The 21,794-nt window shown below is 72.5% G+C and carries 20 protein-coding genes; 12 read left to right on the forward strand and 8 right to left on the reverse strand.

Translation table 11 applies throughout. From position 1 onward, the window contains the following. Positions 1–6: 6 nt before the first annotated feature. The 3 genes from ACFZB3_RS29825 to ACFZB3_RS29835 are packed head-to-tail and all read right to left on the reverse strand — an operon-like array spanning position 7 to position 3,754. Positions 7–444, reverse strand: coding sequence for a roadblock/LC7 domain-containing protein (locus ACFZB3_RS29825; RefSeq protein WP_388918068.1), 438 nt, complete (start codon positions 442–444; stop codon positions 7–9). Next, positions 441–2,945 carry a nitrate- and nitrite sensing domain-containing protein gene (locus ACFZB3_RS29830; RefSeq protein ID WP_391380588.1) on the reverse strand — a complete coding sequence of 835 codons (2,505 nt, stop codon included), beginning with the start codon at positions 2,943–2,945 and terminating at the stop codon, positions 441–443. Before ACFZB3_RS29830 ends, ACFZB3_RS29825 begins: the two co-directional genes overlap by 4 nt. A 35-nt stretch (positions 2,946–2,980) precedes the next feature. Further along, the gene (locus ACFZB3_RS29835; protein WP_391380590.1) at positions 2,981–3,754 is read right to left on the reverse strand and encodes an MHYT domain-containing protein; all 774 of its coding nucleotides are present in this window, start codon (positions 3,752–3,754) and stop codon (positions 2,981–2,983) included. A gap of 141 nt (positions 3,755–3,895) precedes the next feature. Here ACFZB3_RS29835 and ACFZB3_RS29840 point away from each other — a divergent pair, with 141 nt between their 5' ends. The 3 genes from ACFZB3_RS29840 (at position 3,896) to ACFZB3_RS29850 (ending at position 5,968) form a co-directional block, all read left to right on the forward strand. Continuing rightward, the gene (locus tag ACFZB3_RS29840; protein WP_391380592.1) at positions 3,896–4,504 is read left to right on the forward strand and encodes a methyltransferase domain-containing protein; all 609 of its coding nucleotides are present in this window, start codon (positions 3,896–3,898) and stop codon (positions 4,502–4,504) included. A 139-nt stretch (positions 4,505–4,643) separates the two neighbouring features. Then, a complete protein-coding gene (locus ACFZB3_RS29845) occupies positions 4,644–4,949 on the forward strand; it encodes a hypothetical protein (RefSeq protein ID WP_391380594.1) in 306 nt (101 codons plus the stop codon). A gap of 161 nt (positions 4,950–5,110) precedes the next feature. Beyond that, the gene (locus ACFZB3_RS29850) at positions 5,111–5,968 is read left to right on the forward strand and encodes a hypothetical protein (protein WP_391380596.1); all 858 of its coding nucleotides are present in this window, start codon (positions 5,111–5,113) and stop codon (positions 5,966–5,968) included. Positions 5,969–6,043: 75 nt separating this feature from the next. On the opposite strand, the gene ACFZB3_RS29855 is transcribed toward ACFZB3_RS29850, so the two are convergent. Further along, positions 6,044–6,226, reverse strand: a complete 183-nt coding sequence (locus ACFZB3_RS29855) for a hypothetical protein (RefSeq protein ID WP_089106542.1) — start codon at positions 6,224–6,226, stop codon at positions 6,044–6,046. 298 nt (positions 6,227–6,524) lie between these two features. Here ACFZB3_RS29855 and ACFZB3_RS29860 point away from each other — a divergent pair, with 298 nt between their 5' ends. Next, positions 6,525–7,793 carry a lipase gene (locus tag ACFZB3_RS29860; RefSeq protein WP_391380598.1) on the forward strand — a complete coding sequence of 423 codons (1,269 nt, stop codon included), beginning with the start codon at positions 6,525–6,527 and terminating at the stop codon, positions 7,791–7,793. Positions 7,794–7,811: 18 nt separating this feature from the next. Here the strand turns inward: ACFZB3_RS29860 and ACFZB3_RS29865 are convergent, their stop codons facing one another. Both ACFZB3_RS29865 and xylA read right to left on the reverse strand, forming a co-directional pair. Further along, positions 7,812–8,084: a hypothetical protein gene (locus tag ACFZB3_RS29865; protein WP_391380601.1), complete on the reverse strand. Its 273-nt coding sequence runs from the start codon at positions 8,082–8,084 to the stop codon at positions 7,812–7,814. Positions 8,085–8,538: 454 nt separating this feature from the next. After that, complete coding sequence (xylA, locus tag ACFZB3_RS29870; RefSeq protein WP_391380603.1) at positions 8,539–9,705, reverse strand: xylose isomerase; 1,167 nt, start codon at positions 9,703–9,705, stop codon at positions 8,539–8,541. Positions 9,706–9,932: 227 nt separating this feature from the next. Here xylA and xylB point away from each other — a divergent pair, with 227 nt between their 5' ends. The 8 genes from xylB (at position 9,933) to adh (ending at position 19,531) form a co-directional block, all read left to right on the forward strand. Beyond that, positions 9,933–11,378, forward strand: coding sequence for a xylulokinase (gene xylB / locus ACFZB3_RS29875; protein WP_391380605.1), 1,446 nt, complete (start codon positions 9,933–9,935; stop codon positions 11,376–11,378). A 44-nt stretch (positions 11,379–11,422) separates the two neighbouring features. Continuing rightward, positions 11,423–12,631: an ROK family protein gene (locus ACFZB3_RS29880; protein WP_391380608.1), complete on the forward strand. Its 1,209-nt coding sequence runs from the start codon at positions 11,423–11,425 to the stop codon at positions 12,629–12,631. Between the two features lie 101 nt (positions 12,632–12,732). After that, positions 12,733–13,224: an NUDIX domain-containing protein gene (locus ACFZB3_RS29885; RefSeq protein ID WP_391380611.1), complete on the forward strand. Its 492-nt coding sequence runs from the start codon at positions 12,733–12,735 to the stop codon at positions 13,222–13,224. 187 nt (positions 13,225–13,411) lie between these two features. Continuing rightward, positions 13,412–14,899 carry an amino acid permease gene (locus tag ACFZB3_RS29890; protein WP_391380613.1) on the forward strand — a complete coding sequence of 496 codons (1,488 nt, stop codon included), beginning with the start codon at positions 13,412–13,414 and terminating at the stop codon, positions 14,897–14,899. Continuing rightward, positions 14,896–15,909, forward strand: coding sequence for an acetamidase/formamidase family protein (locus ACFZB3_RS29895; RefSeq protein WP_391380615.1), 1,014 nt, complete (start codon positions 14,896–14,898; stop codon positions 15,907–15,909). The genes ACFZB3_RS29890 and ACFZB3_RS29895 overlap by 4 nt, the downstream gene beginning before the upstream one ends. A gap of 51 nt (positions 15,910–15,960) precedes the next feature. Further along, positions 15,961–16,563, forward strand: coding sequence for an N-acetylmuramoyl-L-alanine amidase (locus tag ACFZB3_RS29900; RefSeq protein ID WP_391380618.1), 603 nt, complete (start codon positions 15,961–15,963; stop codon positions 16,561–16,563). Positions 16,564–16,664: 101 nt separating this feature from the next. Further along, a complete protein-coding gene (locus ACFZB3_RS29905) occupies positions 16,665–17,912 on the forward strand; it encodes a GAF domain-containing protein (protein WP_391380620.1) in 1,248 nt (415 codons plus the stop codon). 95 nt (positions 17,913–18,007) lie between these two features. Then, positions 18,008–19,531, forward strand: coding sequence for an aldehyde dehydrogenase (gene adh, locus ACFZB3_RS29910; protein WP_391380624.1), 1,524 nt, complete (start codon positions 18,008–18,010; stop codon positions 19,529–19,531). A 162-nt stretch (positions 19,532–19,693) separates the two neighbouring features. Here adh and ACFZB3_RS29915 read toward each other — a convergent pair whose 3' ends face one another. Then, positions 19,694–21,085, reverse strand: a complete 1,392-nt coding sequence (locus ACFZB3_RS29915; RefSeq protein ID WP_391380626.1) for a tyrosine-type recombinase/integrase — start codon at positions 21,083–21,085, stop codon at positions 19,694–19,696. Beyond that, the gene (locus tag ACFZB3_RS29920; protein WP_391380629.1) at positions 21,076–21,273 is read right to left on the reverse strand and encodes a helix-turn-helix domain-containing protein; all 198 of its coding nucleotides are present in this window, start codon (positions 21,271–21,273) and stop codon (positions 21,076–21,078) included. Before ACFZB3_RS29920 ends, ACFZB3_RS29915 begins: the two co-directional genes overlap by 10 nt. Positions 21,274–21,794: the final 521 nt, after the last annotated feature.

The raw sequence follows: 21,794 nt of genomic DNA on the forward strand, positions 1-21,794 counted from the left end.
TCCGGCTCAGCCGGCGGCGGGCGGCCGGGCGGCGACGCGTGGCGCGGTGTAGAGGTGCTCACCGACGCGCTTGACCAGGCGGGCCATCTCGTAGGCGACCAGGCCGATGTCGGCGGTCACGTCGGTGAGCAGGGCGAGGCAGGAGCCGTCGCCCGCGGCGGCCACGAAGAGGAAGGCGTCGTCCATCTCGACCATGGTCTGGCGCACCCCGCCCGCCCCGAAGTGCCGTCCGGCTCCTTTGGCGAGGCTGTTGAATCCGGAGGCCACGGCGGCGAGATGCTCGGCGTCCTCGCGCTTGAGGCCGGTCGAGGCGCCGACGGCGAGGCCGTCGTTGGAGAGCACGACGGCATGCCGTACCTCGGTGACGCGCAGCACCAGGTCGTCCAGCAGCCAGTCGAGTTCGCCGGAGCGCCGGTCTGCCCTCGGGCTCGGGTCCTGGATCATGTGCGGTCTCCTTCGGTGCGGTCGGTGCCCTCGTGGGGTTCCGGGGCGGCTCCGCGGCCGGGTTGTCTGCCCCCGCCGCGCGCCCAGCCGTCGCGGTAGGCGGCCATGCGGTCGCGGACGAGTTCGGGGGTGCGCTCGTCGCCGCCGCGAGCGGGCGCCGGCTCCTCGGCGCGGGGATCGCGCAGTTGGGGGGCGAGGCTCGCCTGCCGCACCCGGCGTGGCAGGTCGTCGTCGGAGGGCTCGGAGTCGTGCGGTGGGCGGTGCGGCCTCAAGGTGGTGACTCCGGGGGGCGGCGGTTCGGGCGCGGGGCGCGGGGCGGTGGGGGTGGCGGCGAGGACGGGCCGGCCGATGGGGGCGGGTTCCGGGAGTGCGGGCCCCGGCACGCGTGCGTAGGCGCGTGCCGGTGCCTGTTCGGTGTCGGCCGCCGGGCGGACCGAACGTTCCGCCGGGCCGCCGTGCAGCAGGGCCTTCGGCAGCAGGACCACCGCGGTGGTGCCGCCGTACGGGGAGGTGCGCAGATGCACCTTGATGCCGTGGCGGGCCGCGAGCCTGCTGACCACGAAGAGGCCGAGCCGGTCGCTGTCGAACAGGTCGAGGGCTTCGGACTGCTCGATGCGCCGGTTGGCCTCGGCGAGGGTCTCCTGGCCCATGCCGAGCCCGCGGTCCTCGACCTCCAGGGCGTAGCCGTTGCCGACGGGCTCTCCGGTGACGCGCACGCGCGTGTGCGGCGGCGAGAACTGGGCGGCGTTCTCCACGACCTCGGCGAGCAGGTGGGTGAGGTCGGCGACGGCGGCGCCGACGACGGCCGCCTCGGGGAGCTGCCGTACCTCCACGCGTGCGTAGTCCTCGACCTCGGACACGGCGGCCCGTACGACGTTGGTCAGGGACACGGGCATCCGCCAGGCCCGGCCGGGGGCCGCTCCGGAGAGGATGATCAGGCTCTCGGCGTGGCGGCGCATCCGGGTGGTGAGGTGGTCGAGACGGAAGAGGTCGCTCAGTTCGCTCGGGTCGTCGGAGCGGCGTTCCATGCTGTCCAGCAGGCTCAGCTGGCGGTGGACCAGGATCTGGCTGCGGCGGGCGAGGTTGACGAAGACTCCCGAGATGCCGCTGGCGAGTTCGGCGCGTTCCACCGCGGCGCGCAGGGCGGCGCGGTGCACGGTGCCGAGGGCCTCGGCGACCTGTCCGGTCTCGTCCTCCGCGGGCGGCCCCGGGGGCGCCTCGGCGCGGACGTCGATCTCCTCGCCGGCCCGCAGCCTGCGCATCGCCTCGGGGAGTTTGCGGCGGGCGATCTCCAGGGCGCTGTTGCGCAGGCTCACCAGCTCGACGACGAGGCCGCGTCCGATGCGTACGGAGATGACGAGCGAGGCGACCACGGCGAGCAGACCGAACAGGACGGCGGCACCGGCCGGGGTGAGCAGGCCGCGCGCGAACGGGTCGGCCCGGCCGGCCACCGCGCGTGCCGTGCCGGCCTGGATGCTCCGCATGCCGTCCTGCACGCGCGTGTGCGCGGTGTTCCAGGTGGCTTCCGGGGCCGCGCCGACCGCCTTGGCCCCGGGTGGGCTCGCGAGGATCCTGTCCTCGGCGGCGCCCAGCGCGGCGTAGTCGTCGCCGTCGGCGAGGCGGTGCCATGCGGTGCGCTGGGCACCGGGCAGATCGGCGACGGCCGCGTCGGTGAGGACACGGCGGGTGCCGACGGCGCCGGTGAACAGCCGCAGCCGCTCGCCGTCGAGGCCGCCGGCCAGCCGGGCACCGCCGAGGACCGCGTCCTCCTGGGCCAGCGCCTCGCCCGCCCGGGAGAATTCGAGCAGCACGCGCGCGTCGGAGCCCATGTCGTCGGCCTGGATGCCGGTGAGGGCGCCGTCCACGGCGAAGGCGGCGGCGATGGTCTGCGTGTACTGCCCGTAGGCGGCGTCCCAGCCGGCACCGCGGCTCTGCACCGCTCTGCGCAGGGCGCGCAGTTGCTCGGCGCCGGTGACGAAGGCGTCCAGCCGCCGGCCGACGCCGGAGGGCAGCTCCTCGCCGTCGGCGACGGTGCTGTCCTTGCCCAGCCGCAGTGCGGCCACGGCCTGATCGGTGCCGGCGCCCAGCCTCTTGAGGTCCGCGGCCTGTTCGGCGGTGGGGTCGGTCGCGTACCGGACCGCGGCGGCCCGCTCGGCCTGGAGCGCGGCGACGGCGTCGGCGACCGGAGTGCGCAGCGCGGCGTCGACGCGCTGGGACTGGCGCAGCCGGGAGACGTCCTGCGCCGTGGTGACCGTGGCGTACGCCCACAGGGCGAGCAGGGACATCACCGGCACCATGAGCAGGCAGACGACCTTGGCCCGCACGGTCCGCGGGCGGATCCGCCAGCCTCCGGGCCGGTCGGCCGGGTTGTCCGCCACGGCGCCGACGACGTCGTCGACCGGCTCGTCGGCGGGCGGTCCGGCGTGCGCGCGACGGCCGCGCGCCGGCCGCGGTGACGGTGTCTCCGGGCCTGCTGTCGGGGTCCTACGGGGTGTACGCATGGCCTCCTCGCTCGGGGAAGGTGGGTCGGACCGGGTCAGCGCGCGGCGCCCGCGACGGGCCGCTGGGCCGAGGCGGACGCCTCGCGCTCCCCGGCCGTGGGCGAGAGCGCGACGAAGGCCGAGGTGAGGAACAGGTAGGACCCGAGGCCGACGGCGAGGGGGAAGATGAACTGCATCGCCGTGGCCCCGGGCAGGGGGCTGCCGGAGGGCGTGACGTGCACGCTGACCGCGAACATGCCGGTGTAGTGCATGCTGCTGACGGCCGCTCCCATGACCAGGGAGGCGACGGTGACCGCGACGGGCGACCGGATGTTGAGCGCCGCCCACAGGGCCGCGGTCGCGGCGACCACGGCGATGAGGACGGAGAGCCCGACGAGCATCGGGTCGTAGCGCACGCTGCCGTGCAGCCGGACGGCCGCCATGCCGAGGTAGTGCATGCTGGCGACGCCCAGCCCGGTGGTGAGTCCGCCGAGCAGGAGTGCCCGGTTGCGGTCGCGGCTGTAGCCGACCGCGAAGACGCCCACGCTGACGACGACCACGGCGACGAGCAGGCTGAGAACGGTCAGCGGCACGTCGTAGCGGATGTCGGTGCCGCTGACGCTGAAGCCGAGCATGGCCACGAAGTGCATGGTCCAGATGCCGGTGCCGAGCGCGGAGGCCGCGGTGAGCAGCCAGTTGCGGCGCGAGCGGCCGGTGCTGCCGAGCGCCCGGACGGTACAGCGCAGCCCCAGTGCGGCGCCTATGCAGGCCATGGCGTACGACAGCACGGGGGTCAGCCAGCCGAAGGTGGCGTGGTGCAGATGTCCCATGGCCCAGGGACGCTAGGGGGCACGGGCGCACAAAGGGGGCGCATTTCGAAAGGTGTTGCAATATGACTCAGAGATGTGCCGGAACGATCGCGTCCAGCTCGAACGTGCGCGCAGGGTCGTCCTCCCTGGCGGTGAGGGATCATGCGGACCATGAGCGACGACCACACACATGTCCGGGAGTTCTTCACCGCGCGGGCGGACGACTGGGACAGCCGGTTCCCCGACGACGGTCCCGCGTACGCGGCCGCCGTCGCCGATCTGGGGCTGCGCGCGGGTGACCGGGTGCTCGACGCGGGGTGCGGCACCGGGCGCGCCCTGCCGCCGCTGCGCCGGGCCGTGGGCCCCGCCGGCACGGTCCTCGGCATCGACCTCACCCCGGCGATGCTCCAGGCCGCCCGGCGGGCCGGCCGGGACCGCGACGGTTGGTTGCTGCTCGCCGACGTCGCCGCGCTGCCGTTGCGGTCGGAGTCCCTCGACGCCGTGTTCGCCGCGGGCCTGATCGCCCATCTGCCCCGTCCGGCGGAGAACCTGCGGGAGCTGGCACGTGTGGTCCGGCCCGGCGGTGCCCTCGCCCTGTTCCACCCCATCGGCCGGTCCGCCCTGGCGGCGCGCCAGGGACGGCAGATCACACCGGAGGACCTGCGCGCGGAGGGCAACCTCGCCCCGTTGCTGGCCGGTTCGGGCTGGCACCTGACGTCGTACGTGGACGAGGACGCCCGGTTCCTGGCGCTGGCGGTCCGCGACCGTTAGCCGGCGACCGCCGCGGCGAAGGCGTCGGGCTGTCCCCCTCTTCGCCACGCCCTCTTCTGTTGCCGGAGGTTCAACCCTACGTTCGACGGAGGAAGGCAGACGTTCGCAGGCGAAAGCCGGCCGGGGGGAAGGAGCCCGTGTGTTCGACCGGATCCGCAGGTACGTAGGCAGACGGCGTGGCGCCGAGGGCGGAGCGGTGCCGGAGCGGCGTGCGAGCCGTGCGCGGCGCGCGCACAACTTGTTCGAGGCCGCGGCCGTCTATGTCGTGGCCCGGGCGGAGGACGACCAGGACCTGACCGAGGAGGCGGCGGGCTGGGTGTCGCCGGAGGCGCTGTCGTTCGGGGTGAGCGAGCTGGCGTGCCGGGCCGTGGTCGCCCTGGCCCGGGAGCGCGACGAGCCCCCGGCGAAGGTGGCGCGCGACCTTCTCGGTCTGCCGGTGTCCTGACCCTTCGGTACCGCCGAGGTCGTGGGTCTTCCGTGCCTCCTGAGGTCGTTTCGTCCCGTCCCGGTGGAAACCTGCAGCTCGCATGTGGCGGCCGGTCGTGACAACGGGCTTCCCGTCGCACTAGGGTGCGCGCCGTTGGACGAACCACTGGGGAGGCAGGGATGGCCGGGACCGACGAGGAGGCCGTCGCCGCGGACGAGGCACTGTACGTGCTCACGGCGGTGCTGCTGACGCCGGCGAAGTTTCCGAGCGTGCTGGGCGACGACTACCCGGAGGCGTGCGCGGCACTGGAGCTGGCGCCGCTCGCCGGCGGGTACGGACTGGTGCTCGGCCAGGACGGCGAAGGGGCGCGCTGGACGGTCGTCGTCGACGACGTCTCGCTGGTCGCCGTCGCGATCGCGTCCTGGGACTGCGGCATGGAGTACGACCTGTCGCCGGACGAACGCACGGTGGTCGCCGCCCTGCCCGGCTGGCCGCTGGCGGTCGCCGTGGCGGCTCCCAACGTGCCCGCGCCGCACGACCCCGGCCCGGAGGTGGCGGACCAGGCTCCGCTGACCCCGCCGGACACCAGCACCTGGGGTCCGGCGCAGCGGCGGCTCGGCGCGGACGAGATCGCCCTGCAGTGGGCGATCTGGCGGGAGCAGATCGGCGAGGACCACTTCCCCGCACCGGCGGCGGCCGCCAAGGCCTCGGAAGCGCCCTCGGAGACACCCGCGGAGGGCTCGCCGGACGCCGAGGCGGCCCCGAAGGGGCACGCCGGAGTCCGGCGGGTCCTGGCCGAGGCGTGGGCCTATGTGGACACGCCTCCGCCGCTGGGCCGGGTCCGCTCCTCGTTCGCCCCGGGCGACGCCCGCACCCTGCGCGCCGACGGGCCCGGCTGGTCGCTCGTGGCCCGGACCGACGACATCGCCTTCGTGCTCCTCGACGAGGAACCCGGCGAGGTCCTGCCGGTCGGCCGGGGGCCCGAACTCCCCGGCCTCCTGGAAGCCCTCGACAAGGTCGCCGTAAGGCCCCTGTGAGCCCTCCCGGGCCGCATCCCGCCCAAGGCCTGCACAGGGCCTGTCAGGGGCGGGGCGCGGTCCCGGGCAGGCGGCTCAGCGGCCTATCTCCTTGCGCGTGACCCGGCGCAGCCTGCGCCGCTGCGAGGGGTCGAGGGCGAGGTACGCGGCCACCGGGACGCCCACCACGATCAGGAACGTCACCCACCAGGGCAGCCATATCAGCAGGATGAGCCCGACCGCCACACCTCCTGCGGCGATCTTCGCGTTCTTCGACATCAGCGTCGCCTCCTTCGCGGCCCTTGCCGCTCTCTGATCTGAAAACGGGCCCGCGCCTCCCGCGGTTCCGGACCACGACCCTGAGACATCCCTGACGAGCACCCCTACTGGCCCCGGAGCACCGGCTCGAACAGATTGTGAAGCAGCCCCGATCCCAGCGTAACCACTCCCGGCCGGTTGCCGTCCCGGGCGTCCGGGGGCGACTCGGTCCTGCGGAAAACCCCACCCCTACACGCCGGTTGGCCGGATGGCCGGTGGCTGCACGGGTTCGTACGGTCACCGTATGAAGCCAACGAGCATGAAGCGAATCAGCAGGTTGGTCGCGATTTCGGCGGTGGCGGTGGCCCTGACGGCGAGCAGCGCGACGGCCGTGGTCGCGCAGGGATCGCGTGCGCCGACGGCCGCCGCTGCCCCGACAGCCGGGGCACACGCGTCGCGGGGCACGGTGGTGTCCGTCGAACATCTGCGGACGCTGACCGCCCGGCAGGCCGCGGCCGAGCTGGCGGGGGACGAGGACGGGGCCTGGGACACCGGCGCCGTGCGGTACGGCCTGGACACCTTCAGGATCGTGTACCGCACGGTGGATCCGCACGGCCGGCCCACCACCGCCAGCGGGCTGCTGGCCCTGCCGCGCAGCGGTGAACGGCAGCTGCGGGCAGTGTCGTTCACGCACGGCACGGAACTGTTCAGGGGCGACGTCGCCTCGGTCTCGGCCGAGGTCTGGGACCAGGCACCTGCCCTGACCTACGCGTCCGCCGGGTTCGCCGCGGTGCTCCCCGACTACCTCGGGCTGGGCCTGGGCCCCGGCCCCCACCCCTGGATGGACGTGCCCTCGGAGACGACGGCCGCCCTGGACATGCTGCGGGCCTCCCGCACCGTCGCGGCGCGGCAAGGCCGGGAGCTGCGCCGGGAAGTGCTGGCAACCGGCTTCTCCCAGGGCGCGTCGGCGGCCCTGGGGCTGGCCCGGTCGCTGCAGGGGGGTGCCGACGCCTGGTTCCGGTTCGGCGCAGTGGCACCCGTCAGCGGCGCCTACGCCTTCCGGGACGCGGAGATCCCCGCGCTGCTCGCCGGGCACACGGATCCGAAGGCGAGTGTGATCTACACGGCGCTGGCCCTGGTCGCGTTCAACCGTCTGCACCACCTGTACGACACGCCCGCCGAGGTGTTCCGGGCGCCGTACGACCGCACGGTCGAGGACCTGCTGGACGGTACACACACCGGCCAGGAGGTCGTGGCCGGCACCCCGGACTCCCTCGACGCGCTGCTCACCGCCCGCGGCCGGGCGATGCTGGCCCACCCCACCGGACGGCTGGCGGCAGCCCTGCGGACCACGGACGGCGTGTGCACGGACTGGGTGCCGCGGGCTCCGGTCAGGCTCTATTACGCCGACGGGGACGAGCAGGTCGTCAACACGAACACGGCCCGCTGCCACGCCGCCCTGCGCGCCCACGGCGTCGTCGCGCCACAGGTCGACCTCGGCACCCCGGACTACGGCGGTTCCCGGCATCTCGGTTCCCAGCAGGCGGGAACCGCCGCCGTGGTGCGCTGGTTCCGGACGCTGCGGTAGGCGCACCGCAGGCCGGATCTAGCCCAGCAGTGAGGGCAGCAGGGAATCCAGACCGCTCGGCAACTCGCTGGGCAGCCCCGAGGGCCATTCCGAAGGAAGTCCGCTCGGCAGGCTCGACGGCAGGCTGCTGGGCAGCCCAGTCGGGAGGCTGAGCGAAGGCCGGGCCGGACCGGAGGGGCTCGGACTGGCGGCGCCGGGTTTCTCCTCGGTCGAGCCGTCACCGCCGGACCCCATCAGGAAGACGACGGCGACGGCCACCGCGACCGCCAGCAGGGCCAGAACGGCGAACAACGGGCCCCTTCGCCGCCGGGGCGGCTCCGGTGGACGGGGTGGCATCCACCCGACGGCGGTGGGCGGGTCCTGGTCGCCGGGTGGAGCACCGGAGCCGGCGTGCGGGAGCGGTCCGAAACCCCCGTGCGGGTCCGGGCCGTAGCCCTGGTACGGAGGCGGGTCGTAACCTCCGTACGGAGGCGGGTCGTAGCCTCCGCCGGACGGCGGAGTGCCGTCCGGGGGGCCGGGCGGTCGTGGCGGTACGGGCGGCATGGCCATACCGCCAAGAGTCACCGCGTTCCGGTCACCGCGCGAGCCCGGCGCGGGAGTTGACACGGACTCATGCCATGGACCGCACGATTCCGGAGTATTTCCGGTGCGAACCGGCCGCGCGGGCACAGAATCCGGGCACGGACGACGACACGCGCGCGTGCGGGGGCCGCTGCGAGAGCGGCCCTCACGCGCGCGTGCGTGTTCAGCCCCGGGCGCCGAGCAGGTGGTCCATCGCCAGCTGGTCGAGCTGCTCGAAGGCCATCCCGCGGGCGGCGGTCGCGTCCGCGTCGAACTCCTCGAAGGCCGTGCGGTCGGCGAGGAGCGACTGGAGGCCGTCCGCGGCGGTCGGCTGGGCCAGCTGGTCAAGCCGGGAGGCGCGCAGGGCCTCCTGGACCTCCGGGTCCGCACGGAAGGCGGCCGCGCGCTCCTTGAGGATCAGGTAGTTGCGCATGCAGCCGGCCGCCGACGCCCACACGCCGTCGAGGTCCTCGGTCCGCGGCGGCTTGAAGTCGAAGTGCTTCGGACCGGCGTAGCCGGCGCTCTCCAGGAGGTCGACCAGCCAGAAGGCGGCGCGCAGGTCACCGGCGCCGAAGCGCAGGTCCTGGTCGTACTTGATGCCGGACTGGCCGTTGAGGTCGATGTGGAAGAGCTTGCCCGCCCACAGGGCCTGGGCGATGCCGTGCGGGAAGTTCAGGCCGGCCATCTGCTCGTGGCCCACCTCGGGGTTCACGCCGTACAGCTCGGGGCGCTCCAGGCGCTCGATGAAGGCGAGGGCGTGGCCGACGGTGGGGAGCAGGATGTCGCCGCGGGGCTCGTTCGGCTTGGGCTCGATGGCGAAGCGCAGGTCGTAGCCCTGGGAGGTGACGTACTCGCCGAGGAGGTCGAAGGCCTCCTTCATGCGGTCGAGGGCGACCCGCACGTCCTTGGCGGCGCCGGACTCGGCCCCCTCGCGGCCGCCCCAGGCGACATACGTCTCGGCGCCCAGTTCGACGGCCAGGTCGATGTTGCGGATGGTCTTGCGCAGCGCGTAACGGCGCACCTCGCGGTCGTTCGCGGTGAACGCGCCGTCCTTGAAGACCGGGTGGGTGAAGAGGTTGGTGGTGGCCATCGGCACCTTCATGCCGGTGGCGTCGAGCGCCTGGCGGAAGCGCTTGATGTGCGACTCGCGCTCGCTGTCGGAGGACCCGAAGGGGATCAGGTCGTCGTCGTGGAACGTCACACCGTGGGCGCCCAGTTCGGACAGGCGCTGGACCGTCTCGACGGGGTCGAGGGCGCGGCGGGTGGCGTCGCCGAACGGGTCCCTTCCCTGCCAGCCGACGGTCCACAGGCCGAAGGTGAACCTGTCCTCGGGGGTGGGCTGGAAGCTCATGCCGCGGCTCCTTGCTCGGGGGCTGTGCTCGATGACTGCGGTGGTTGACCGATGGATGACTGTCGTGCCGACTATTTCGTCATCGCGGTTTACAAATTAGTATGCCGACGCGTCCCTGGGAAGGGTCACCCTGTCCCCGAAGGACGAAAACCGGGTCGCGACACCCCGACGAACCGGGAAAACTGCAGGTCAGGTACACCGCGAGCCGCGGAAAAAGGGAGAGCCCGATGTCAGCAGCCGAGGGTCCGCTCGTCGTCGGCGTGGACACGTCCACCCAGTCCACCAAGGCGCTGGTCGTCGACGCCTCCACCGGCGAGGTCGTGGCGAGCGGCCAGGCACCGCACACCGTGACCACCGGCGCGGGCCGGGAGAGTGATCCGCGCCAGTGGTGGGACGCGCTGTGCGAGGCGCTGCGCCAGTGCGGGGACGCCGCGCACGAGGCGGCGGCCGTGTCGATCGGCGGGCAGCAGCACGGTCTGGTCACCCTGGACGGGCACGGCGAGCCGGTGCGGCCCGCGCTGCTCTGGAACGACGTGCGTTCGGCGCCGCAGGCACAGCGGCTGATCGAGGAGCTGGGCGGCCCGAAGGCCTGGGCGGAACGCACCGGCAGCGTGCCGGGCGCGTCGTTCACGGTCACCAAGTGGGCCTGGCTGGCGGAGCACGAGCCGGACGCGGTCCGGGCGACCAGGGCGGTACGGCTCCCCCACGACTACCTCACCGAGCGGCTGACCGGGCAGGGCACGACCGACCGCGGCGACGCCTCCGGCACCGGCTGGTGGGCGTCGGCGACCGAGTCGTACGACGCGGAGACCCTCGCCCATGTGGGCCTGGACCCGGCGTTCCTGCCCCGGGTGGTCCGGCCCGGCGAGGTCGCCGGCACCGTCCGGGACAGTCACGACCTGCCGTTCTCCAAGGGCACCCTGGTGGCGCCCGGCACCGGTGACAACGCGGCGGCCGCGCTGGGGCTCGGACTGCGTCCGGGCACCCCTGTGCTGAGCCTCGGCACCTCGGGCACGGTGTACGCGGTCTCCAGGCACCGGCCCGCCGACCCCACCGGCACGGTGGCGGGCTTCGCGGACGCGCACGGCGACTGGCTGCCGCTCGCCTGCACCCTGAACTGCACCCTCGCGGTCGACCGGGTCGCGGCGCTCCTCGGCCTGGACCGCGAGGCCGTCGAGCCCGGCACCTCGGTGACCCTGCTGCCCTACCTGGACGGCGAGCGCACCCCGAACCTGCCGCACGCCTCCGGCCTGCTGCACGGCCTGCGCCACGACACCACCGCGGGCCAGCTCCTGCAGGCCGCCTACGACGGCGCCGTGCACGCCCTGCTGGGCGCCCTGGACCTGGTCCTCGACGAGGACGCGGACCGGACCACCCCGCTCCTGCTGATCGGCGGCGGCGCCCGGGGCCGGGCCTGGCAGGAGACGGTACGGCGGCTGTCGGGGCGGCCGGTGCAGGTGCCCGAGGCGAAGGAGCTGGTCGCCCTCGGCGCCGCCGCACAGGCGGCCGGGCTGCTCACCGGCGAGGACCCGGCATCCGTGGCGCGGCGCTGGAACACGGCCGCGGGGCCCGTGCTGGACGCGGTGGAGCGGGACGCCGCGACGCTGGCCAGGATCTCCGGGGTACTCTCCGACGCGGCGCCGCTGCTGGAGCGGGCGCCGGAGAACCGCTGATCGGCAGGGGACTGTCCAGAGGATCCCAGAGGGTTGATGGAGGCATGACCGCACCGCTGCACGAGGCCCGCCCGACGGCGACCGGCCGTGCCCTGCCGGACACCCAGCAGGGCATGCGCCGGCGCAACCTCGCGCGCGTGATGCACGCGGTCAGCGCGGAAGGCTCCCTGTCGCGGGCCGCGGTCGCCTCACGCATCGGCCTCACCCGGGCTGCCGTGTCGACCCTCGTCGACGAGCTGGTCCGCTGGGGGCTCCTGGAGGAGCTGGGCCCCGAGCGGCCCAGCCGGGTCGGGCGGCCGGGCTCGGCGCTCGCGGTGAGCGGGCACGGTCCGGCCGGTCTCGGGGCGGAGGTCGGGGTCGACCATCTCGCCGTGTGCGCGGTGGACCTGCGCGGCGAGGTACGCGCGCGTGCCGTGCGGCACGGCGCGAACCGGGGCCGGGATCCGCGCCCGGTGGTGGCGGAGCTGACCGGGCTGGTCCGGCGGGTCGCGGCGGACGCGGAACGGCACGGCCTGTGGCCCGCCGGTCTCGCGGTCGCCGTCCCCGGTCTGGTGGCCCGCGACGGGCACACGGTCGTCCACGCCCCGAACCTCGACTGGCACGACACCGACCTCGCCGCGCTGCTGCCCGCCGACCTCCCGCTGACGGTGGACAACGAGGCCAACTTCGGCGCCCTGGCCGAGCTGTGGCTCGGGGACGCGACACCCCACGACTTCCTGCACGTGTCGGCGGAGATCGGCATCGGCGCCGCCGTCGTGGTGGACGGGCAGCTGCTGCGCGGGAAACGCGGTTTCGCGGGCGAACTCGGCCATGTGCCGGTCCACCCCGACGGGCCGCGCTGCGCCTGCGGCGGACGCGGGTGCCTGGAGCAGTACGCCGGCGAGGAGGCGGTGCTGCGCGCGGCCGGCCTCGAATCCCGCGAGGACGCGGTGGGACTGCTCGCGCAGCGGGCCGGCGCGGACCACGAGGGCGTACGGCGCGCCCTGGAGAACGCCGGTACGGCCCTGGGCATCGCCCTGACCGGTGCCGTCAACCTCCTCGACCCCGAGTCCGTGGTCCTGGGCGGGGCACTGGCCGGTCTCGCGCCCTGGCTCCTCCCGTCCCTGGAAGCGGAACTGGCAGGCCGGACCACGGGCCCGGCCTGCCCGGTCTCCGTCTCCCGCCTCGGATCCGAAGGCCCTCTCCTCGGCGCGGCCCACTCGGTGGTCCGGGCCGTCCTGGACGATCCGGCGATCGTGGCTGAGCGGGTCTGACCGGGACGCGGCCGGAAGTCTCCGTCTTCGGGCCCGGTGGTTCGGGACGGCCATGCCGTGGGGAGTCACCCTGGAGTTCCGTCGGACTCCGGGAGGTTGGCGTGGCCGAGTGGGTTCCCCGCGAGGAGTGGATCCGGACCCAGCCCCAGGCACTCATCGCCTCATGCGTGTTCATACGGGACGAGCGTGATCGGGTGCTGCTGTTGCGCTACGGCCCCGGCCAGCCGGTGGCGGGCGAGTGGTGGCTGCCGGGCGGGATGCTGGACCACGGCGAGGACCCCCTGACCGCGGCCCGGCGGGAGATGCTGGAGGAGACCGGCATCGTTCTCGGTCCGGAGCTCAGGTTGCTCGGTATCGACCACCGGGCCGATGTGGACGGCACCGGCCCCGTGCTGGACTGCTTCTTCGACGGCGGGATCCTCGCCGAGGAGACGGCGGTACGGCTCAGCGACGAGCACGACCGGCATGCGCTGCTCTCCCCCGGGGAGTTGGCGGCGACGCCGCTCGTCGCGCCGCTCTCGGCCCTCGTCGCGCTCCATGCGGCGGCGAGTTCGGGGACCTGCGTCTGTCTGCGGGAAGGCGAGCCCGTGTAGTGCTCGCCCTCGCCGGGGCCCTGTGAGGCTCGCCCTCCCTTCACCCGTCCGGGTGGCGCGGTTGTCCACAGTCGCCGCTCCGTCCACGGAACCCCTGGGCGCTCTTCTGCCCAACCCGCAAGCGCCGTACCGTGATTCACGCGAGGCATCCGCTGGACCGAGGGGAACACGCACGTCGGGGGGACGTATGTCGGGAGAGGCGGCCGCGGGACTGCGGCGGGACGCGGTGGGGTTGCGGGAGGTGCTGTTCCAGAGCATCACGGCGATGGCGCCTGCCGCCGCCGTCGCCGCGTCCATTCCGGCGGGGGCGGCGTTCGCCGGGGGCAGTCTGCCGCTGGCCGTGGTGATCGCATTGGTCGCCTGTCTGTTCACGGCGTCGTGCGTGGCCGAGCTGGCGCGTGAGCTGCCCGCCGCCGGCTCCGTGGCGACCTATGCGGCGCAGGGGCTGCATCCGGCCGTGGGGTTCCTGGTCGGCTGGGGCTACGTGTTCGTGGAGGCGCTGGTTCCGCCGCTGCTGCTCCTCCAGCTCGGGTTCACCGCGGCCGGGACCCTGCACGACGAGTGGGCCTCCTTTCCGGCGGATCTGTGGTGGCCGTGGGCGCTGGCCGGTGCGGCCGTCATCGCCGTCGCCGGGTATCTGGGGGTGCGGGCCTCGGCCGGTTTCGGGACGGTCCTCGGGATCTTCGAGATCGCGGTCTTCCTCGTCTTCGCCGGATGGCTGATCATCCGGGCCGGCGGCCACAACACCCTCTCCGTGTTCGGGACCTCGCACACGGCGGACGGTTACGGCGGGGTCAGCGGGGTCTTCGCCGGTTCCGTCTACACCGTGCTGGCGTTCGCCGGCTTCGAGGCGGCCGCGCCGCTCGCCGAGGAGACCCGCGACCCGCGCCGCACGATGCACCGCGCGGTGCTCGGCGCGGCCCTGGGGATCGGCCTGTTCTACGTGGTGACGACCTATGCGATGACCGTGTACTTCGGCCCCGGCCGGTTCGCCTCCTTCGGGGCGGCGGGCGAGGCGTCCTGGGAGGGCGTCGCCCGGGCGTCCTTCGGGCTCTTCTGGGTGCTGGTGTTCCTCGCCATCGTGAACTCGACGATCGCCAACGCCAACGCCTGTGCCAACGTGTCCACGCGGACGGCCTTCGCGCTGGCCCGCATCCGGGTCCTCCCGCGCGTCCTCGCCACGCTCCACCCCCGCTACCGCTCCCCCGTCGCCGGCATCGCGGCACAGACGGTCGTGGCGCTGGGCGCCGTGCTGGGGCTGGGCTTCGGCTACGACCCGGTGACCGCGTTCCTGCTGCTGGCCACGGTGATCGTCACGGTGGTCATCGGCGTCTACATCGTCGTCAACCTCGCCTGCGCGGGCTACTTCCTGCGCCGCGGCCGTGCGTCCCTCAAGCCCGTACGGCACCTGCTCCTCCCGCTGCTGGGCATCGTGGCCTTCGTCCCCGCCCTGCTCACCGCTGCCGGGCTGCCCGTCTTCGACTTCGTGACGAAGCTGACCGCCCCGGTGTCGTACGCCGGTCCGGTGGTCGGCGTGTGGATGGCGGCCGGAGCGGTCGTCCTGCTGGTGCTGGTCCGGCGCCATCCCGAGCGCATAGCCGAGACCGCGCGGGTCCACCTCGAAGACGACACCTCAGCAACCCTCGCCGCACAGAACGGAGCACCACCGCGATGACCGACCCCCGGATCCTCACCGTCCGGCCCGGACCGGACGACTACGCCTGGACGTTCGGCGGGGCGCCGCCGGTGGCGCGGATCGCGCCCGGCACGGTCCTCGACCTGTACACGGAGGACTGCTTCGCCGGGCGGGTGCGGTCCGAGAAGGACCTGGTGTCCGAGGTGTGCGAGTTCCCGTTCCTCAACCCGCAGACCGGGCCCTTCCACATCGAGGGCGCGGAGCCGGGCGACACCGTCGCCGTGCACTTCGTGTCGATCGAACCGGCCCGGGACTGGGCGGCGTCGACGACGGTCCCCCTGTTCGGCGCGCTCACCTCGACGCACACCACGGCCACCCTCCAGCCGCCGCTGCCGGAGACGGTCTGGATCTGGCAGCTGGACCGCACCCGGCGCACGGCCCTGTTCCGCGCGCACGAGGGCGGCATCGAGCTGGAGCTGCCGCTGGACCCGATGCACGGCACGGTCGGGGTGGCCCCCGCCAACCTGGAGGTGCGTTCGGCCCTGGTGCCGGACGCGCACGGCGGGAACATGGACACGCCCGAGATGCGGGCCGGCGTCACCTGCTACCTCGGGGTCAACGTCGACGGCGCGCTGCTCAGCCTCGGCGACGGGCACGCCCGGCAGGGCGAGGGCGAGACCTGCGGGGTGGCCGTGGAGTGCGCGATGAACACCGTGGTGATCGTCGAGCTCCTCAAGGGGATCGCGACGCCGTGGCCCCGGCTGGAGTCGGACACGCACATCGTCTCGACGGGCTCGGCGCGTCCGCTGGAGGACGCCTTCCGGATATCGCAGCTCGACCTGGTGCAGTGGCTGGTACGCGACTACGGGTTCGGCGAACTCGACGCCTACCAGTACGCGACCCAGACGGTGGAATCGCCGTTGGCCAACGTGTGCGACACCAACTACACGTGTGTGGCCAAGCTCCGCAAGGAGTGGCTGCCCGCGCGCGAGACTTACCGCGGACTGCATGCGCGACTGCGCGAGACGGCGGCGGCCCTGCGCCGCTGACCGCCCTCGACTCCCCGTGCTTCGAGCACGCTTCCGAAAGGCACCCCATCCATGGACCGGGCACGACCGCTCCCCAGCAGGCGACGGCTCCTGAAGGGCGCGGCCCTCGCCGCCGTCCCGTACGCGCTGCTCCCCGCGGGCCGGGCGGGCGCGCAGACCGGGGTCGTCGACTATCCGCCGGCCGAGTGGCAGGCGGCGAGCGGCGAGAACCGGACACCGGCCCAGCGGCCCGACGAGTACGCGATCGACCGAGTGATCATCCATGTCACGCAGCAGTCGTACGCGGGCACGCTGTCCATCTTCCAGAACCCGAAGAAGCGGGTGTCCGCGCACTACCTGGTCCGCTCGGCCGACGGGCATGTCGCGCAGTGCGTGCGGGAGACCGACGTGGCCTGGCACGCGGGGAACTGGGACTACAACACGCGGAGCATCGGCATCGAGCACGAGGGCTGGGTGGACAGGCCGGAGTACTTCACCGACGCCCTGTACACGGAGTCGGCACGGCTGACGGCGTCGATCTGCGAGAGATACGGCATCCCGAAGGACCGGGAGCACGTCATCGGCCATGTCGAGGTGCCGGGGACCGACCACACCGATCCGGGGAAGCACTGGGACTGGGTGCGCTACATGAGGCTGGTCGGCCAGGCGGAGTGAGGCCGGTCGGCCGGCCGCGCAGTGAGGTCGGTCGAAACGGTTGTCGGCGCGAACACCCCGCGTGACGATGTCCCCAGCCGCATCGCCGTCGGGAGGCCGAGTTGACCGATCCCTGGGTGGCCCTGGAGCCGGGGGCCGACCCTGCCGAGCGCGTCCGGGTGCTGCGCCGGGCACACGAGACGTTCACCACGGCGGGGACCGTGCCGCGCCCGGTGCGGTCCGTGGTGGCCGAGTCGTGGCGGCGTTCCGCGCGGGCCGGGGTGGGGCCGGACGGCGCGGCGCGCGTGGAGCTGACGGACGGTGACCTCGGGGCGTACCGGGCGGAGCATCCGCTGGCCCGGGTGATGCCGCTGTTCCGGGAGCTGATGGGTACGTTCGCGGCGGACGGCGAGCATCTGCTGGCGGTGTGCGACGCGGACGGCAGACTGCTGTGGGTCGAAGGGCATCCGGCGACCCGGCGCCGGGCGGACCGGATGAACTTCGTGCCGGGCGCGCGCTGGTCGGAGACCGCGGTCGGGACCAACGCGCCGGGGACGGCGGTGGCCGTGGACCGGCCGGTGCAGGTGTTCGCCGCGGAGCACTTCATCCGCCGGGTGCAGCCGTGGACGTGCGCGGCGGCACCGGTGCACGATCCGCGCACCGGGCGGGTGCTGGGTGCCGTCGACATCACCGGCGGCGACCGGCTGGCGCATCCGCACAGCCTGGGCTTCGTCCAGGCGGTGGCGCGGGCCGCCGAGTCCCAGCTGGCGCTGCTCGATCCGCCGGCGCCCGCCGAAGAGGCGCCCGCGCTGACGGCGCTCGGCCGTGACGAGGCCGAGCTCCGCCTGGACGGCCGCGGTCTGCGGCTCGGCCGCCGGCACAGCGAGCTGCTGGTGCTGCTGTCCCGCCATCCGGAGGGGCTGACCGGTGACGAGCTGCTGTGCGCGCTGTACGAGGACGAGTCGGTGACGCCGGTGACGCTGCGGGCCGAACTGGTCCGGCTGCTGGGCCCGGGGCTGCTGGCCTCCCGGCCGTACCGGCTGACCGCGCCGGTCGAGTCGGACGCGGCCGTGGTGGAGCGGCGGCTGGAGGCGGGAGCGGTGACGGCGGCCGCAGGGGCGTACACCGGCCCGCTGCTGCCGGGTTCGCAGGCGCCCGCCGTCGTACGGCTCAGGCGGCGGCTGGCGGACGGGCTGCGGGCCGCGCTGATCGGATGCCAGGACCCCGACCTGCTGGCGGACTGGGCGCATGCGCCGTGGGGCGAGGACGACGTCGAGGTGTGGCGGGCGCTGGCGGCGGTGCGGCCGACGGCGGTCGTACGGTCCCGGCTGGCGGCCCTGGAGGCGGAGTTCGCGGCGCCGGTCGGCTGACCTGCGGCGCAACGTGTTCGCAACGTCCGCTCCCTTAGCCTCCGCGCCGGGAGCTGCCCAACGGCGGGCAGCGCACTGCAAGGAGGCAGGCCACCATGACCCGTTACACGGCGCCCGGCACCGAGGGCGCGATCGTCTCCTACCAGGCGCGCTACGACCACTTCATCGGCGGCGAGTGGGTGCCGCCGGTCCGGGGGCAGTACTTCGAGAACCCGTCGCCGGTGAACGGGCAGCCGTTCACCGAGGTGGCGCGGGGCACCGCCGAGGACGTGGAGCGGGCGCTGGACGCGGCGCACGCGGCGGCGCCGGGCTGGGGCCGTACGTCGGTGACGGAGCGCTCGGACATCCTCCTCAAGATCGCCGACCGGATGGAGGCCCACCTCGAACCGCTCGCGGTCGCCGAGAGCTGGGAGAACGGCAAGCCGGTGCGCGAGACCCTGGCCGCGGACATCCCGCTCGCCATCGACCACTTCCGGTACTTCGCGGGGGCGATCCGTGCGCAGGAGGGTTCGCTGGGCGAGGTCGACGACGACACGGTGGCGTACCACTTCCACGAGCCCCTCGGGGTCGTCGCGCAGATCATCCCGTGGAACTTCCCGATCCTGATGGCCACCTGGAAGCTCGCACCGGCTCTCGCGGCCGGCAACGCGGTGGTCATCAAGCCCGCCGAGCAGACCCCGGCCTCCATCCACTACTGGATGAGCCTGATCGCGGACCTGCTGCCGCCGGGCGTGGTGAACATCGTCAACGGCTTCGGCGTGGAGGCGGGCAAGCCGCTCGCGTCCAGCCCGCGGGTGGCGAAGGTCGCCTTCACCGGCGAGACCACCACCGGGCGGCTGATCATGCAGTACGCCTCGGAGAACATCAAGCCGGTCACGCTCGAACTGGGCGGCAAGTCCCCGAACATCTTCTTCGACGACGTCTGGGCGCACGACGACGACTTCCGCGACAAGGCCCTCGAAGGCTTCACGATGTTCGCGCTCAACCAGGGCGAGGTCTGCACCTGCCCGTCCCGCGCCCTCGTCCAGCGCGGCCACTACGCCGAGTTCATGGAGGCGGCGGTCGCCCGCACCCGCCTGATCAAGCCGGGGCACCCGCTCGACACCGACACGATGATCGGCGCCCAGGCCTCCAACGACCAGCTGGAGAAGATCCTCTCCTACCTGGACATCGGCCGGCAGGAGGGGGCCAAGGTTCTCACCGGCGGCGAACGCATCGACTACGACGGCGAGTTGAAGGGCGGCTACTACGTCCAGCCCACCATCTTCGAGGGCGACAACCGGATGCGGATCTTCCAGGAGGAGATCTTCGGCCCGGTCGTCTCGGTGACGTCCTTCGACGACTTCGACGACGCGATCAAGATGGCCAACGACACCCTGTACGGCCTCGGCGCGGGCGTCTGGACCCGCGACATCAACACCGCGTACCGCGCGGGCCGTTCGATCCAGGCCGGCCGGGTGTGGACCAACTGCTACCACGCGTACCCGGCACACGCCGCGTTCGGCGGCTACAAGCAGTCGGGGATCGGTCGCGAGACCCACAAGATGATGCTGGACCACTACCAGCAGACGAAGAATCTATTGGTGTCGTACTCGCCGAAGAAGCTGGGGTTCTTCTAGAGACACACGAGAAGGGCGCCTGAGCTGGGAAATCTCCCGTCAGGCGCCCTCCTCGGTCACTACCTCAGGCAGCAAAGCGAAACGATGCCTTGCTCCCGATTTGCCCCACTGGTGTCCCAGTGTTGCCCACCTGGTCCGGAATATTTCCGGACCAGATTCCGGTCACCCAGCCTCGCCAGGAGATGGGGAACCCTCCCAACGATTCATCGACGCCTCGATCAACTGGTTGGCATGGTCTCGGGTCCCGGCCAGGAACTTCGCGTAGTAGCGGAAGAGAACCTGGATGCTCTGGCCCGCTCTGCGAGCGCACTCGGCGGGATCCACGCCGGAGGCAAGCCAGAAGGAAATTCCGGCGTGGCGCAGGTCGTAGGGCCGCTTGGCGAGGTTCAGCGCGTGCTCGTCCAAGGTGAGTGTGGCTTCCCTGGCGCGTCCCCAGGTGACGCAGTAGGCCGCGTTGTCGATGTAGTTGCCGGCCGCGTTCTGAAAGATCCTGCCGTCGGCGGCGACACCGAAGCGGGCGATGTGGTCTCGGAGGATACGCACGAGTACCGGCGGGATGGGAACCGGGCGCGTGGCCTTGGCCGCACGGCGCTTCAGGGAGTGGATCTCGTGGACCGCTCCGTCGTCCGTCCATTCCTTCCCCGCAGTGACGATGCCGCCCTTGAGGTTGAGCAGCCCCCAGCCGCTTGAAGGCAGGCGGCACTGAACCTTCTTGAGGTGGATCACCTCTGCCGGGCGCATGCCGGCGTAATACATGCATGCGAAGAAGGCGTAGAGGTGGGGTCCACGTCCCGGCAGCCGGCGTACTGCTTCGAGCAGGCGCGCCACTTGAATGGGGTTGGGCACGCAGTCGGGGTCGACGATGTCGTCCACCTCGGGTGCCGTCCACCGCAGACCGGTGAGTGGGTTGTGGGTGAAGTACCCCCGCTCCACCGCGTCAGCGAACACCTCACTGACGGCGGCTCTCTTGCGCTTCGTCGTCTTGGCCGCGGCGACGGTCCCATCGAGCTTCCGGCACAGCGCATCAAGGCCCCGCCGCAAGACGTCAGGATCCTCAAGTTCCGCAACGGGCAGTGACTTGCTTTCGAGCCAGTCCAGAGCAGCCTGCCACTCCACCCGCGGCTCTGCCTCCCAGGCCTTCTTGTTGAATGCCCAGGAGTACAGCGCCCTGCGCAGCACGCGGGGCTCACGGTAGACGGCACCCTTCTCCACGAAGGCGAGGGTGACGGTGGCCAGCCCATCAGCAATGGTTCGCCGGGTGCCTCCCGGAGTCCGGTCCCAGCGTGTGTCCACGTACTCCCGCGCCACCGCATACCAGGTTGTGCGCTGCCGCAGTGCGCGCAACTCGGACGCCGGCAAACCCGTCTTCGGGTCGAAAGGCTCACCGTCACGCGCGGCACTCATGAGCTTGGACCTACGGCTGTCCGCAAGGCCCCGGGTCAGGAAGGACTCAGACTTTTCACGCCCGTTGACCGTCCAGCGCACATCGAACGCCTTGGCCCGGCCAGACCGCTCTCGTATCTCCCAGAACCTGACCTTGTAGCTCAGTACCATTCAGGCGTGTCCCTTTCGCACGCTTCCCACCAAGCATCCAAGTCAGCTCGACGGCAGCGCAGTTCTCCATTTGGCAGCTTGGTCATTCGGGGTGCCTGACCACGGGCACGTAGTCGATAAAAGGCCGACGGACTCATGCGGATCTCGGCCAGGACCTCAGCAAGTTTCAAGGCAGGGGGGCGGGGCAAGTATCAAGTTCCTTGAGATCAGAGGACACCGCGCTGTCTCCGACCCCCCTCACACTGCGGCAACGGGAAGGAACAGGCACGCGTACACATGTGACGACTCCACCGTCAGCGCAGCCGAGCAGCCATGCCCACAATGATCTCTGCGATTGCCGGTTTGGCCAACCGGCAATCATGGTCTATGTTCCCTTCGCTGCCAGCAGGGATCCACGGTCAGAAATCATCCACGTCGGAAGGATCTCGAGCATTACTCCGCTTTACTGACTCAGACACCTGAATTCACGTCGCGGATGCCGCGACGCCCTGCCAGCCTTCTGTCGGACGGTGAATCGTCTCCCCATAACTTTCGACGCCTGACGTTCTCACCGACGGGGCAGGACACGCACACTCCAGGATGCGCCAGCAATACAAGTCGCCCATCCGGGATTGCCGTCTCGACAACGGGTGAAACGAGGGCCACGGACGGCGGATGAAAAGTGAGCCACTCTGCGATCTCTTGATCATTCTGACTTCACTGGTTCTGA

It is taken from the genome of Streptomyces sp. NPDC008092, assembly GCF_042957285.1.
Classification (GTDB): domain Bacteria; phylum Actinomycetota; class Actinomycetes; order Streptomycetales; family Streptomycetaceae; genus Streptomyces.

Excerpts from the sequence above, each read along its gene's own strand:
- ACFZB3_RS29825 (WP_388918068.1), bottom strand. The coding sequence starts at position 444 with ATGATCCAGGACCCGAGCCCGAGGGCAGACCGGCGCTCCGGCGAACTC.
- ACFZB3_RS29830 (WP_391380588.1), bottom strand. The coding sequence starts at position 2,945 with ATGCGTACACCCCGTAGGACCCCGACAGCAGGCCCGGAGACACCGTCA.
- ACFZB3_RS29835 (WP_391380590.1), bottom strand. The coding sequence starts at position 3,754 with ATGGGACATCTGCACCACGCCACCTTCGGCTGGCTGACCCCCGTGCTG.
- ACFZB3_RS29840 (WP_391380592.1), top strand. The coding sequence starts at position 3,896 with ATGCGGACCATGAGCGACGACCACACACATGTCCGGGAGTTCTTCACC.
- ACFZB3_RS29850 (WP_391380596.1), top strand. The coding sequence starts at position 5,111 with ATGGCCGGGACCGACGAGGAGGCCGTCGCCGCGGACGAGGCACTGTAC.
- ACFZB3_RS29855 (WP_089106542.1), bottom strand. The coding sequence starts at position 6,226 with ATGTCGAAGAACGCGAAGATCGCCGCAGGAGGTGTGGCGGTCGGGCTC.
- ACFZB3_RS29860 (WP_391380598.1), top strand. The coding sequence starts at position 6,525 with ATGAAGCGAATCAGCAGGTTGGTCGCGATTTCGGCGGTGGCGGTGGCC.
- xylA (WP_391380603.1), bottom strand. The coding sequence starts at position 9,705 with ATGAGCTTCCAGCCCACCCCCGAGGACAGGTTCACCTTCGGCCTGTGG.
- xylB (WP_391380605.1), top strand. The coding sequence starts at position 9,933 with ATGTCAGCAGCCGAGGGTCCGCTCGTCGTCGGCGTGGACACGTCCACC.
- ACFZB3_RS29880 (WP_391380608.1), top strand. The coding sequence starts at position 11,423 with ATGACCGCACCGCTGCACGAGGCCCGCCCGACGGCGACCGGCCGTGCC.
- ACFZB3_RS29890 (WP_391380613.1), top strand. The coding sequence starts at position 13,412 with ATGTCGGGAGAGGCGGCCGCGGGACTGCGGCGGGACGCGGTGGGGTTG.
- ACFZB3_RS29895 (WP_391380615.1), top strand. The coding sequence starts at position 14,896 with ATGACCGACCCCCGGATCCTCACCGTCCGGCCCGGACCGGACGACTAC.
- ACFZB3_RS29900 (WP_391380618.1), top strand. The coding sequence starts at position 15,961 with ATGGACCGGGCACGACCGCTCCCCAGCAGGCGACGGCTCCTGAAGGGC.
- adh (WP_391380624.1), top strand. The coding sequence starts at position 18,008 with ATGACCCGTTACACGGCGCCCGGCACCGAGGGCGCGATCGTCTCCTAC.
- ACFZB3_RS29915 (WP_391380626.1), bottom strand. The coding sequence starts at position 21,085 with ATGGTACTGAGCTACAAGGTCAGGTTCTGGGAGATACGAGAGCGGTCT.